This is a genomic window from Selenomonas oralis (genome assembly GCF_051603425.1).
GTDB classification, from domain to species: Bacteria; Bacillota; Negativicutes; order Selenomonadales; family Selenomonadaceae; genus Selenomonas; species Selenomonas sputigena_A.
Genome location: NZ_CP194411.1, coordinates 2,227,710 through 2,241,678, shown reverse-complemented (window position 1 = coordinate 2,241,678; position 13,969 = coordinate 2,227,710). Strand labels below are relative to the sequence as shown.

At 51.2% G+C, this 13,969-nt stretch carries 10 protein-coding genes; 2 read left to right on the top strand and 8 right to left on the bottom strand.

What is annotated here, in order from left to right; all coding sequences use genetic code 11:
- Positions 1-161: 161 nt before the first annotated feature.
- On the bottom strand, positions 162-3,686 hold the full coding sequence (gene nifJ / locus ACRTGH_RS10635) for a pyruvate:ferredoxin (flavodoxin) oxidoreductase (RefSeq protein ID WP_368846060.1): 3,525 nt from the start codon (positions 3,684-3,686) through the stop codon (positions 162-164).
- Between the two features lie 237 nt (positions 3,687-3,923).
- Here nifJ and ACRTGH_RS10630 point away from each other — a divergent pair, with 237 nt between their 5' ends.
- The gene (locus tag ACRTGH_RS10630) at positions 3,924-5,264 is read left to right on the top strand and encodes an SGNH/GDSL hydrolase family protein (RefSeq protein WP_368846061.1); all 1,341 of its coding nucleotides are present in this window, start codon (positions 3,924-3,926) and stop codon (positions 5,262-5,264) included.
- Between the two features lie 113 nt (positions 5,265-5,377).
- Entirely contained in the window at positions 5,378-6,547 is a 1,170-nt protein-coding gene (locus ACRTGH_RS10625; protein WP_368846062.1) for an FprA family A-type flavoprotein, read from the top strand.
- Between the two features lie 107 nt (positions 6,548-6,654).
- Here the strand turns inward: ACRTGH_RS10625 and ACRTGH_RS10620 are convergent, their stop codons facing one another.
- The 7 genes from ACRTGH_RS10620 to cdaA form a co-directional block, all read right to left on the bottom strand.
- Positions 6,655-7,791 carry a sodium ion-translocating decarboxylase subunit beta gene (locus tag ACRTGH_RS10620; protein WP_368846063.1) on the bottom strand — a complete coding sequence of 379 codons (1,137 nt, stop codon included), beginning with the start codon at positions 7,789-7,791 and terminating at the stop codon, positions 6,655-6,657.
- A gap of 27 nt (positions 7,792-7,818) precedes the next feature.
- The gene (locus ACRTGH_RS10615; RefSeq protein ID WP_368846064.1) at positions 7,819-8,160 is read right to left on the bottom strand and encodes an OadG family protein; all 342 of its coding nucleotides are present in this window, start codon (positions 8,158-8,160) and stop codon (positions 7,819-7,821) included.
- Between the two features lie 123 nt (positions 8,161-8,283).
- Positions 8,284-9,087, bottom strand: a complete 804-nt coding sequence (locus ACRTGH_RS10610) for a sirohydrochlorin cobaltochelatase (protein WP_368846065.1) — start codon at positions 9,085-9,087, stop codon at positions 8,284-8,286.
- Positions 9,084-10,433: a phosphoglucosamine mutase gene (gene glmM, locus ACRTGH_RS10605; protein ID WP_368846066.1), complete on the bottom strand. Its 1,350-nt coding sequence runs from the start codon at positions 10,431-10,433 to the stop codon at positions 9,084-9,086. Before glmM ends, ACRTGH_RS10610 begins: the two co-directional genes overlap by 4 nt.
- Before the next feature lie 29 nt (positions 10,434-10,462).
- Positions 10,463-12,088, bottom strand: a complete 1,626-nt coding sequence (locus ACRTGH_RS10600; RefSeq protein ID WP_368846067.1) for an NAD(P)/FAD-dependent oxidoreductase — start codon at positions 12,086-12,088, stop codon at positions 10,463-10,465.
- Positions 12,085-13,041 (bottom strand): CdaR family protein, encoded by a 957-nt coding sequence (locus tag ACRTGH_RS10595; RefSeq protein ID WP_368846068.1) that lies wholly within the window; start codon positions 13,039-13,041, stop codon positions 12,085-12,087. Before ACRTGH_RS10595 ends, ACRTGH_RS10600 begins: the two co-directional genes overlap by 4 nt.
- Entirely contained in the window at positions 13,038-13,871 is an 834-nt protein-coding gene (gene cdaA / locus ACRTGH_RS10590) for a diadenylate cyclase CdaA (protein WP_368846069.1), read from the bottom strand. Before cdaA ends, ACRTGH_RS10595 begins: the two co-directional genes overlap by 4 nt.
- Between the last annotated feature and the right edge of the window lie 98 nt (positions 13,872-13,969).

The following is a 13,969-nucleotide window of genomic DNA, read 5'->3' as shown; positions in this document are numbered from 1 at the left end:
TTGCAATATCAAATGTCGTTTAAAACCCATTATGCCATATTAAGCATGATACCATAATCAAGGGGGAAATACAAGGTTCTTTGGGAAAGAGCCGGATAAAATCAAACAGAAAAAGAGGCGCACAAAAATGCGCCCCTCCACCGTTTTTCCAGAACTGTTATTTACTTTCCGGCAAGCTTCTTGTAGCCTTCGATTCTCATCCTTGCGTCGCTCTCCGTCTTCTCGAAGAGTGCGTCGGCAGCCTCGGGGAAGCTGCGCTTCAGGGAAGCGTAGCGAACCTCGCCCTGCAGGAATTCCTGGAACTTGCTGAAATCTGGCTCCTTCGAGTCGAGCGTGAACGGATTCTTGTCCGTGCCGACGAGGGTCGGATTGAAGCGGTAGTTCGCCCAGTAACCGCAGGCGTTGGCGCGCTTGCCCTCTTCCTGGCTGCAGCCCATGCCGATGCGGATGCCGTGGTTGATGCACGGCGCATAAGCGATGATGAGCGAAGGTCCTTTATAAGCCTCAGCTTCCTTAATCGCCTTCAAGACCTGGTTGTGGTCGGCGCCCATGTTGACCTGCGCGACATAGACGTAGCCATAGGACATCGCCATCATGCCGAGATCCTTCTTCTTCGTCTTCTTGCCCGTCGCAGCGAACTCTGCAATCGCAGCTGCCGGCGTGGACTTCGAAGCCTGACCGCCCGTATTGGAGTAGACCTCCGTATCGAACACGAAGATGTTGACATCCTCGCCCGAAGCAAGCACATGGTCGACGCCGCCGTAGCCGATATCGTAAGCCCAGCCGTCGCCGCCGAAGATCCACTGCGAACGCTTCACGAAGTAGTCGCGCTCATCGTAAATCTTGTTCAGAAGCTCGTCCGTGCCCTTCTCCTTTTCGAGAAGTTCCGTCAGCTTGTCAGCGCGCTCGCGCGTGCCTTCGCCTTCGGCCATGTTGTCCTTCCAGTCCTTCAAAGCAGCCTGGAGATCTGCACTTCCCTTACCATCCGCAAGCGCCGCATCGACATCGGCCGCAATGCGGTCGCGAATCGCACGAACGCCGAGGAACATGCCGAGACCGAACTCTGCGTTGTCCTCGAAGAGGGAGTTCGCCCAAGCCGGGCCATAGCCCTTTTCGTTCTTCGTGTACGGCATCGCCGGTGCGCTGCCACCCCAGATCGACGAGCAGCCCGTAGCATTCGAGATCATCATGCGATCGCCGAAGAGCTGCGTGAGGAGTTTCGCGTACGGCGTCTCGCCGCAGCCTGCGCAAGCGCCCGAGAATTCGAGCAGCGGCTTCTCAAACTGCGAGCCGATGACCGTGTCCTTCTTCATCGGGTTCTTCTTCGTCGCGACCTTCGTCGTGTCAACCGCATAATCGAAATATGCCTGCTTCGCCTTGAGATCGTCGTCAAGCGGCTTCATGTCGAGCGCCTTCGCCGGGCAGACCTGTGCGCAGTTGCCGCAGCCGAGGCAGTCCATCGTGGAGACGGCAATCGTGAAGTTGTAGTCCTTGACCGTCTTGACCTTCTTCCACGGGAAGCCCTCCGGCGCCGCATCCTTCTCGGCGTCCGTCGTGAGCACAGGACGAATGGTCGCATGCGGGCAGACGTAGGAGCACTGGTTGCAGCCGATGCACTTTTCGGCGTTCCACACGGGAACATTGATCGCCGTGCCGCGCTTCTCGTAAGCCGCGCCGCCGACGGGGAACGTGCCGTCAACCATTTCCTCAGCAAACTGCGAAACCTTGAGACGATCGCCTTCCTGGCGGTTCATGACGTTCTGAACGCCCGTGATGAACGCCGGAATATCATGCGCTTCTTCCTTCTCGTCCTCGGCATTCGCCCAGTCCGCAGGAACATTGACGCGATGCAGAGCCTCGATACCCTTGTCGATGGCGCCGTTGTTCATGTCGACGATCTTTTGACCCTTCTTACCGTACGATGTGACGACAGCATCCTTGAGGTATTTGACAGCCGTCTCAATCGGAATGATGTTCGCGAGCTTGAAGAACGCGGACTGCATGACCATGTTGAAGCGACCACCGAGACCGAGCTTCTTGGCGATTTCCACAGCGTTGACCGTGTAGAACTCGATGTCGTTCTTCGCGATGTAGCGCTTCATGTAGGCGGGCAGGTGCTTCGAGAGATCCTCCTCGCTCCAAACCGTGTTGAGCAGGAACTTGCCGCCGCGCTTGAGGCCTGCGAGGAGATCGTACTTCGTCACATACGACTGCTGCGAACACGAAATGAAGTTCGCGTTGTGAATGAGGTACGGCGAATTGATTGGGGACTTGCCGAAGCGCAGATGCGACATCGTGATGCCGCCCGACTTCTTCGAGTCGTAGGCGAAATACGCTTGTGCATACATGTCGGTCTTGTCGCCGATGATCTTGATGGCGCTCTTGTTCGCACCGACCGTACCGTCCGAGCCAAGACCCCAGAACTTGCAGGCCGTCGTGCCCTCCGGCGTGAGATCAACATCCTCGGGGTACTCAGCGAGCGACGTATGCGTGACATCGTCGTCAATGGCGATCGTAAAGCCGTGCTTCGGATCGTCCTTCTTGAGTTCCTCGTAGACCGAGAGGACATGATCGGGCGTCGTGTCCTTGCCGCCGAGACCGTAGCGGCCGCCGACGATGACAGGGTTCATGTCGGAGTTGTAGAACGCCGCCTTGACGTCGAGGTAGAGCGGCTCGCCGATCGCGCCTGGCTCCTTCGTGCGGTCGAGAACGGCGATCTTCTTGACCGTCTTCGGCAAAACCTTGAAGAAATGCTCGAGCGAGAACGGACGATAGAGATGGACGGAAAGAAGGCCGACCTTTTCACCCTTAGAATTGAGATAATCCACGGCTTCGCCGGCCGTCTGACAGATGGAGCCCATGGCGATGATGATACGCTCGGCATCCTTTGCACCATGATAGTCGAAGAGATGATGCTCGCGACCCGTGATCTTCGCGAGATCCGCCATGGCTTCCTCAACAAGCTCAGGCAGCGCTTCATAGTACTTGTTGGCGGCTTCCTGCGACTGGAAGTAGATATCCGGATTCTGCGCCGTACCGCGGATGACCGGATGATTCGGGTTCAGTGCGCGTGCCCGGAACTCCTTGACCGCATCCCAGTCGAGGAGTTTCGCAAGATCGTCAAAGTCGATGACTTCGATCTTCTGAATCTCATGCGACGTGCGGAAACCGTCGAAGAAGTTGATGAACGGCACGCGCCCCTTGATGGCGACGAGATGCGCGACAGCGGCGAGATCCATGACCTCCTGCACGCTCGCCTCACACAGCATCGCACAGCCCGTTTGACGCGCTGCCATGACATCGCGCTGATCGCCGAAAATATTGAGGGAGGAAGTCGCCAGAGCACGGGCGCTCACATGGAAGACGCCAGGAAGGAGCTCACCGGCAATCTTGTAGAGGTTCGGGATCATCAGCAGGAAGCCCTGCGAAGCCGTGTACGTCGTCGTCAGAGCGCCAGCCTGCAGAGAGCCGTGCACAGCACCCGCCGCGCCTGCCTCGGACTGCATCTCGATGACGCGCACCTTCTGACCGAAGATGTTCTTCGTACCTTTCGCCGCCAGAGCATCGACATGCTCCGCCATCGGCGAGGACGGCGTGATCGGGTAGATGGCGGCAACATCGGTAAATGCGTAGGAAATATATCCTGCAGCCGTGTTGCCGTCCATGGTCTTCATTTTTTTGCTCATGTTTTGAATTGCTCCCCTCTTTATAGAAAGACAGAAAACACATAAATGTGGGTAATACCCGCTACGTCCTATTATACACCGAACCATTCCTGTTGTAAATAAACAGCATGAGGAACAATTCGGAAAATTTATAGGAGAAATCCTTACTTAGTTGACCTTACTTCCGAATCCTTATATAATAAAAACCTATTATGGCAAACTTGGCACCGTTGCCAAAACAACTAGGAGTTGAACGATTTGCCTCATTTTTGGCGCCCAATCTATATCCTCCCCTTCCTTAGCATTCCTTTTATCCTTTGTGCAACTGTTTCAGAAAGCGACCAAGCACTTTACGATAACATACCGCTTCTTACAGCAACTGAATCATCCGCTGCACACCCCCTTTCTTTTTCTCCGATTCTAACATGGGAAAAGAAGGTCGATGCCACTCATTACGAGATTGAATTTTTTCGACAAGTGCCTGCAGCCTGCTACCCAGATATCCCCTCCAAAGAAGCTGTTTGGCGCTCCGATGAGATTTATGCCAACAACTACAATCCGCCACTTTTTCTCTTTGCTGCCGATCTTTTAGGACGTGCTCCTCTCTACTGGCGCGTGCGTGCCCTAGATTTCGACGACACTCCCGTTTCTCTTTTCAGCACACTCATACCACTTTATACAAGTCCTGCCATCGTGCCGAGCGTGATGACCGTGCCGCTTCCTATTGTTTCTTCCGAGCTTACAGCACCGCTCCTTTACCCTGTCTACCACTGGGTGAGACCTTATAGTGCACATGCTTTTGAAGTTGCCCTCTACCGTGAAAATCCTATAGAAAATCCCTCTGCCGAACCCCTTGACCAGATGACGACGAATTCCAGCGAACTTTACGACCCAAGCCCCCGCATTACCGAAGGCTTCTTTTACTGGCGCGTGCGTTCACTCGACGAAACAGGGACTCCTATGAGTGACTGGTCCCCTGCAATAAAGTTTTGCAACGATCCGCGTGAAAAATGGGAAATCGCTATTTTTGGGGACAGCATAAGCCACGGCGGTGGTCATATCTCCTACGGACCTGCTGATTACGAATTCAGCTGGCTTTCCTATCTTGATTTTCCTGCTATCAACCTTTCAATGAGCGGCGATACGAGCGAAACAATGCTTGAACGCTTTGATGATGATGTCTTGCCCTTCCGTCCTCGTTATCTCCTTATCATGAATGGAACGAACAGTTTGCGCGCCGGTGTACGCGCTTCCGAAGTCATTGAAAATTTCAAGGAAATCAAGGAACTGTGTCTCGCAAACGACATACGTCCCATATTTCTCACCTTGCCACCGATCAACCCGGACAATATTGCCCGTACCTTCAATGAACCAACGGCAGACGACTGGCAAGAACAATTCACACTAGTCAATGATTTTCTGCGCACACAAGTCCATATCGACGTGGCAGCCTACTTCGCTGATAACGCACTTTTGCCGACAATGATGGGTCTCGACGGCCTCCATGAGGACGTGCAGGGCAAACAAAGGATTGCAAAAGCGGTAAACGAAGCCTGGCCGCAAGTGAAGACAAAAGCAGACCAAATGCTGGAAAAATAACTTCTCCGACACCATGATTATATATTGTCTTTATTTCAGTTACGATATACAATATGACTTGCAGACATTAAAATAAACGGATGTAATCCGTTCGCACAGAAAGGCGGAATATTATGCAGGCAATTGAAATTAAGAAGGGAATCTATTGGGTTGGCGCTATTGACTGGTCAATGCGCAGCTTCCACGGTTATGAAACAGGCCGCGGTTCAAGCTACAACGCTTACCTCATCCTCGATGAAAAGATTACGCTGATCGATACGGTGAAGGAGCCCTTCCGCGATGAGCTCATCGCTCGTATCTCCTCCGTCATCGACCCCGCCAAGATTGACATCATCGTTTCGAACCATGTCGAGCCCGATCACTCAGGTTCCATCCCAGCGATGATGAAGCTTTGCCCCAAGGCGGAAATCTACACGAGCGACCCCAACGGTTTCAAGGGATTGACCGCCCACTACGGCGATCTTCCCTACCACGGTGTCAAAGCAGGCGACACACTTAACCTTGGCAAGCGTACGCTGCAATTTGTGCCGACACCTATGCTCCATTGGCCCGACAGCATGGTCACTTACTGCCCCGAGGAAAAGATCCTCTTCTCAAACGACGCCTTCGGACAGCATCTTGCCGCCTCCAAGCTCTTCGATGATGAGGTGGACTTCGCCGTCCTCATGGAAGAGGCAAAGAAGTATTACGCGAACATCCTCATGCTTTATGGACGCCAAGCGCAGACAGCCTTAAAAGCACTCGCGGGCATCGACATCGAGATGATCGCTACGGGACACGGCCGCCTCTGGCGCTCCCATATCCCTGACATCCTTGCCGCCTATCAGAAATGGAGCACGGGCGAGTTGGAAGATAAGGCCGTCGTCGTCTTCGACTCCATGTGGCATTCGACAGAAAAGATGGCGCGCGCCATCGCTGAGGCCTTCGCCGAAAAGGGTCTGCCTACGCAGTTCTATGACATCAAGAAGACGCATATGTCCGACATCGTCGTCGACGTCCTCACGAGCCGCTACCTTGCCGTCGGCTCGCCAACCATCAACAATCAGATGATGCCGACCATCGCAGGCTTCCTCTGCTATCTCAAGGGACTCGCGCCGAAGGGACGCGAAGCCTTCGCTTTCGGCTCCTACGGCTGGGGCGGACAGAGCATCAAACTCGTCGAGAATGAACTCAAGGACGCCGGTTGCAACATCTGCCTCGACATGATTCGTATCGCGAACGTGCCGAGCAAGGAGCAGCTCGAAGAGATTCGCGAGAAGGTCAAAAATATCGAATCGAAATAACACACAAAACGCTGCTGAATTCACTTTCAACAGCGTTTTTCTTTGCCTTCGTGCAAAAAAGCGGCAGGAGCATTACTCCTGCCGCTGCAAAGCATATAAAACTTTACTTACCTTCCGAGCATTGCAAGCATCGTACCTGCAGCAACGGCTGTACCGATGACGCCGGCAACATTCGGACCCATGGCGTGCATCAAGAGGAAGTTACCAGGCTTCGCTTTAGCTCCGACAACCTGGCTGACGCGCGCCGCCATCGGCACAGCGGAAACACCCGCGGAACCGATGAGCGGGTTAACCTTACCGCCCGAAACGACGTACATGAGCTTGCCAAAAATGACACCACCCGCAGTACCTCCGATGAATGCGATGAGACCCAGCATGATGATGAGCAGGGTATCTCTCGTGAGAAAATGTTCTGCCGACATCGTCATACCCGTGCCAGTGGCAAGGAAAATCGTGATGATGTTGCAAAGAGAATTTTGTGCCGTATCCGAAAGGCGGTCAGTAACACCTGATTCACGGAAAAGATTGCCGAGCATGAGCATACCGAGAAGCGCTGCGATGGATGGCAAGAGCAGGCTGATGAAGATCGTCGCAACAAGCGGGAAGATTACCTTCTCAAACTTCGAAACATCACGCAGCTGTTCCATGACGACTTCACGTTCTTTCTTTGTTGTAAAGAGCTTCATGATTGGCGGTTGGATAAGCGGCACAAGCGACATGTAGGAGTACGCCGCCACAGCTATTGCGCCCAAAAGATTGGGTGCGAGCTTCGAAGCCAAATAGATAGACGTCGGCCCATCGGCACCACCAATGATACCGATAGCAGCGGCCTCTTCGACAGAGAAGTTAAAGACCATCGCAAGCCCAAGGGCAACAAATACACCAACCTGCGCCGCCGCTCCCAGAAGAAGCGTATTAGGATTGGCAATCAAGGGACCAAAATCTGTCATGGCGCCGATGCCAAGAAAAATGAGCGGAGGAAAGATTTCGTACGTGATACCAAAATTGATTGCTTTCATGACATTCATCTCTTCACCGAAAAAACCTGTTTCCGGGAAGTTCGCCAAAATACAGCCAAAAGCGATGGGTCCCAAGAGCAAAGGCTCAAACTCTTTGGCAAATGCCAAGTAAAGAAGAACGAGACCGACGAAGATCATGATACCGTTGCCCATAGTAAAGTGGGAAAAGCCAGATCCTGCCCACACGGCTTGTAGTGATACGGTAAAAGCATTGAGGAATTCCATTGTTCTGCCTCCTTTGCATCCGGTATGCTATCGCAAAGCACGACCTGAATTTTTCCAGCCGTCGCGCGCCAACGGACGGATTGTGCGGATTGCCCCGCCAGAAAAGCCACAGAGTGTAACAGCCGCTGTGATTGCTGCAACAATTTCTGATGAAAGGCCTTCGGTGGCAGGCTCCGGTTCTGGTTCCGGAACGACAATCGGTGCTGCTGGAATCGGGGCAGTTACGACGGACGATTCTTCTTTTTTCTTCGTCGGATCAAGAATATGGATCAGACGAATCAAGAAACTCAGTGAAACCAAGACGAGGAATACGACGGTCATGTTGATTAACATGATAACCAAAGGATTCGTTGTTACTGGCTGTGACATACACTCACCTCATTTTAAATAGATAGAACTGCTGCGTCTTGCAAGAAAGTGTATTTTCTTGTTTCTATTATAGATGAATTTTCAAAAAATTAAAATACTTTTTAGGAATAGCATATATAACTTTCAGCTATTCTCTCCTATAAGTCTCTTCAATTTTTTTATATAAAGATGACGGAATGCAGTCCGTTCACCAAGAGAATGCATATCAAGGCGGACAAAAAAACCTGCCTGCCTCAATCGATTTTTCCAGGATTCTGGTGTATCCCCCGCCATATCTTCAATGATATGGATTCCGCTTGTCAAAAGGAGCGGTGCGAGCAAGACATGCTTTTTTCCGCTTTTCCTCAAGCGTTCCAGAACCATCGCAAAATTCGGCGTATCCGTTTCCTCGATCACGCCGATATGTATGGGCAGCCCTTGCTTGTCTGCCCATTCCTGCATAAACATATAAATAGGATTATGTCTATGCGGCGAACCATGACCGAGAAGAACTACAGCTTCTTCTTCATCCGATGCAAAATCTGGAAAAATTGCTGAGAGACCGCACGCGATATCATCATTTTTCGTGTCATTCTGTCGGAAAAAGACGGGCTCACCAACCTTGAGTACTGCAAAGCGCGCATAAAACAACTTTGCCGCTTCAAGAATCTTTTTTTCGTATTCCTCACCCGGTGTTAAATGAGCAGGCTGCACATAAACTTCCCGCACGCCTTTTTGGCAAAGCTCTTCTAACTGCTCTTCTAAAGACAGCATTTCTATGCCCTCGTTTTTCAAGCGACGGCGAATAAATGCAGACGTATAGGCTTCAACAATCACAAAGTTTGGAAACGCTTTCCCTATTTCACGAATAATCGGGGCTATGCTCTTCTCATGCATCTCTTGTGTGCTCGCACCAAAACTTGCGAACACTATGACGGGGCGTATCATCCTTGTTCCTCCTTGACAACATCGGCGATGCGCTGACAAATCATCTCAAGCTGCGCTTGGTCAGGGCCTTCCGCCATCACACGGATCAGCGGCTCCGTACCCGAAGGACGCACAAGAATTCTGCCGTCCCTGCCAAGTTCCTTTGTCCCTGCTTCAATGGCGGCAGCAATTGCCTCGTTCTTTTCCCAACCTTCCTTCGTTGCGACGACGACGTTCAGCAAAATCTGAGGATAACTCGTCATCAGCGAGGAAAGCTCCGATGCCTTACGACCCGTGTGCTTCAGAGCTGCGAGCACTTGCAGCGCGGTAATGAGCCCATCGCCCGTCGTGCTGAAATCGGAGAAGATGATGTGTCCCGACTGCTCACCGCCGAGACGATAACCATGCTCGCGCATATTTTCGAGCACATAACGATCGCCAACCTGCGTAATTTCCACACGTCCGCCCGCTTCCTCGATCGCTTTATGGAATCCGATATTCGCCATGACTGTCGTCACGACTGTATTGCCCGCGAGCGTTCCCTTCTCCATCATACCTTTGGCGCACATAACGAGAATGTGGTCACCATCGATGACCGCACCCTTTTCATCCACACACAGGCAACGGTCAGCGTCGCCGTCATGCGCTATGCCGATATCGGCGCCTTCGGCGAGCACCGCCCTCTGCAGTACGGCGAGATGTGTCGAGCCGCAATTCTTGTTGATGTTGATGCCGTCGGGCTCGGCATGAATCACATGTACATCGGCGCCCAAGCGGCGCAGAACACGCGGCATGCAGTCGTACGCCGCGCCATTCGCACAGTCGAGCACAATTTTCAAACCATCGAGCTGCATCCCCGCCGTGCTCTGCACGAAGTCAATGTACTCGCGCACATACTCCTTTCGGCGTTTGATTCGACCAATGTTCTCACGCGTCGCGCGCGGCAGCTTCTCACCCGCCTCCATGCGACGCACGAGACTTTCAATCTCATCCTCTACAGAATCGGGCAATTTGTAACCATCGCCGCCAAAAAACTTGATTCCGTTATCATAAAACGGGTTGTGAGACGCCGAGATGACAATACCCGCAGCAGCCTTATGCGTCCTTGCCAGATAGGCAATGGCAGGCGTTGGGCAGACACCGACAATCTCGACACGTCCGCCGGCAGAGCAGATGCCCGTCGCCAAGGCAGACTCGAAGAGATTGCCCGAAATGCGCGTGTCCCGCCCAATAATGATCAAAGGCTTTTTCTGCACCTTGTCACCAAAATAAAGTGCCGCAGCCCATCCCAAACGATAAGCGAGTTCGGGACAAAGCACTGTATTTGCCTCACCGCGAACACCATCTGTGCCAAAAAGTCTTGCCATAAATTTCTCTCCTATTCCTTCCCGCTGTTTCAACACTGTTTTTTGAGCGAATGCATTTGAACCAAAAACGCAAGTGCCGCTTTCATACCATCAACAGCGGCGCTCATGATGCCGCCGGCATAGCCGGCTCCTTCACCTATAGGGTACAACCCAGAAATTCCGAGTGCCAAGAAACTCGCTTTTTCCCTTACGATGCGGCATGGTGCGGAAGAGCGTGTTTCCACACCGGTAAGCGGTGCATCGGGCGCAGCAAAACCTGGAATACGGCGATCAAAAGCGTGCAAGGCATCCTCGAGCGTATCTGTGACAAAACGCGGCAGACACTCATGCAGGTCGCAAGGATGTGTGCCGGGCAGATACGTTGGCGACACAAGAAAATCATGTGACCCCTTTCGATGCGTCAAAAAGTCGCCGACAGACTGTACAGGCGCACAGTAATTACTGCCTGCCAAACGAAAGGCCATGCTTTCGCACGTTCTCTGGAACTCCATGCCCGAGAGTACTTCGCCGCCAAAATCTTTCGGGCTAACCTGTACCAACAAGGCAGCATTTGCCGTACCGGAATCCCGACAATACGAACTCATACCGTTCGTTACAACACGTGAAGATTCAGAAGCGGCCGCTATCACCTGCCCTCCAGGACACATGCAAAAGGAGTACGCCCCCCTGCCGCGTATCTTGTCCTGGTAAGTCAAGCTGTAGTCTGCTGCAGGCAGTCGTGCGTTTCCTGCAGCTTCTTTATACTGAGCTTGATCAATGAGGCTTTGCGGATGTTCGACCCGCACACCTACTGCAAATGCTTTTGCCTGCATGAAAAGGCCCTTCCTTAAAAGCATTTCGTAGGTATCTCTCGCCGAATGTCCGATAGCAAAGAACGCCGCCGATGTCTCCACGCGTTCCTCACCATTAACAATAAGCGCACATACGGCTTCTTTTTTCAGTTCAACATCCGTCACTTGAGCGGAAAAGCGAACCCTACCGCCCAGGCGCAAGATTTCTTCGCGCATACGTTTGACAATCCCGCACAAGAGATCAGTACCGATATGGGGCTTATGGAGGTATTTAATTTCCTCGGGCGCCCCCGCCGCAATAAACGCATCGAGTACCTCTTGCACTAAAGGATCTCCACTGCGCGTCATCAACTTACCATCAGAAAAGGTTCCTGCTCCCCCTTCGCCAAATTGAACGTTAGATCGTACATCGAGGACACCTGTATGCCAAAAGCGCGCGATAGCAGCATGACGCGCGTCAACATCATACCCACGCTCCAAAACAAGCGGTGCATATCCTGCCCGCGCAAGCGTAAGTGCAGCAAACATACCGGAAGGACCAAATCCCACAACAACGGGTGGACACTCTCCTTTAAGAAGAGGCATGCAATGTTTAAATACAAGCTTCTTTTTCACTGGAGCGACGGTAACATTGTAATCGTGTTTCAAACTTGACAACACTTTTTTCTCCGACCCCTTGACCTTCACATCAAGCGTATAGATAAAAGCAAGGGCAGCTCCACGATAGCGACGAGCGTCAAGAGCCTTACGAACAATTACCACCTTGTGGATAGCCTGTTCCAATAACCCCAAACGTTCGGCCGTCAATTGTTCCAATGAACGTTCGTCGGACAATGGAACAAACAAATTGCTTATTCTTATCATGAGGAACCCTTTTCCTTTACTGCTTCCTTGGGCTTCAGTTCAAATGTAACTACAACCTCTCGATTGGAAACGGTGACCCCATCGGGCAATACAAGTTGGACTGTCCTTTTATCGCTTTGCTTCAAATCAGTCAACGACAGCGGCTCCGTGTCAATGGCAGTAAGTTTTGCGAGAACAGTAGCATCTCCGGCAGCCTCGATTTTGGCAGGATCAGCTTGCACCTGGACAAGCACAAACCCTTCTGGCGGAACTCCTCCCACAACAGGATGCACGCTCACAATTTTGCGTGCCAGCCCACGTGCAAGCTGTACTGAAACCCGTACAGTTCGCGGAAGAATCGTGATGTCATCGAGAGCCTTTCCGTCAGAAGTAATTGCTGTAAGTGGTACCTGTAAACTGAAATCTTCATGATTCCCAGCCAAGCCCACATAACCTACTGCACGATCAATTTCATTCACACGAGATTCCGGACCTTCGATGAGCACGGTATTCATTGATTGGGATATTTTATCCACGGTAAGTCCAGGAGATGCGGTTCCAGTTACAATAAGGTCTATATGCACTTCCCTCTGGATAATCTTATCGAGATTTACAGCTGTAGAAGCAGGTTGAATATCAACCAATTCAAAGCCCTGAGGCAGAACGGCTTGAATCTTGGTTTCATAGTCACCCGAATTATATCCCGTAAGATCGATATATGCCTTGAAATCGCTGGCCTCTGCTGAAACAAAAAGTGAACGTGCCCCGCGAACCTTTATTTTTACATTCTTTACATTCTGTGTAATCTTATATCCTTCAAGCGCATTTACCATATCCACAGGAACTGTAAATGTTCCTTCAATTTGTGGATTCTGTTCATTCATCACAAAAAGCCAAAGTATGATGGCAACAATGAAAGCAATGATTTTAGCAGGAAGGTTCCGTCGAAAGAGAGCCTTTAGGCGTGTTATCATTTTCCCTTCCTCCAATTCGAAAACATGTCCTTGAGGCCTGTTGTCTTTGGAATAAAGAGTGGTCGCAAGTAAGTTTTGAGATGCTCTGAACTCAAGCGGCGAGCAAGACGACCATTTTCTGCGATAGATACCGTACCAGTTTCCTCACTGACAACAACAATCAAAGCATCGGTTTGTTCGGATAAACCAAGAGCTGCTCGGTGTCGCGAACCCAATTCCATGCTTAACGAGGAATTATCTGTAAGAGGCAGCATGCAGCCTGCTGCAACTAAACGACTACCGCGAAAAATCGCGGCTCCATCATGCAAAGGTGTATTGGGAACAAATACATTCCCGAGAAGTTCAGCCGATATCAAAGCATCCATCTGAATTCCCTTCATCGTGAACTCCTTAAGTCCCATATCACGCTCAAAGACAAGCAAGGCTCCCGTTTTTTCTGAAGAAAGTTTCATTACAGCCCGATCAATTGCATTCACCAAATTACGCGCATCATCATCATCGAGAAAAAGCGATTTCCCCAAGAATCTCCCCTGACCTAAATGTTCCAACGTCCGTCTAAGTTCTGGCTGAAAAACAATCGGCAAGGCGACAAAAAGCAAGGTAAGAGTCTGCTGCAGAAGCCAATAAATGACATGCAGGGAAAGCCAGTTGCAAACGAGCGTCAACGCCAAAATTACAAGCAATCCCTTAACAAGAGTAATAGCACGTGTTCCCTGCAGCATCGCATAAAGCTTATACAAAATCAAAGCCACAATGAGAATATCAACAACATCAAGGAAACTGATCGTAGACAAAATGCCTTGAATCTGAATTGGAATATGGAATAGCATATGCAAAACCCCTAGGAAAGCGCACTTCATAAATCATATACAATAGTTCCTATTCTTCTCTTAGCTATGGAAATCCTTTCATAAAAGAAGAATTGCCC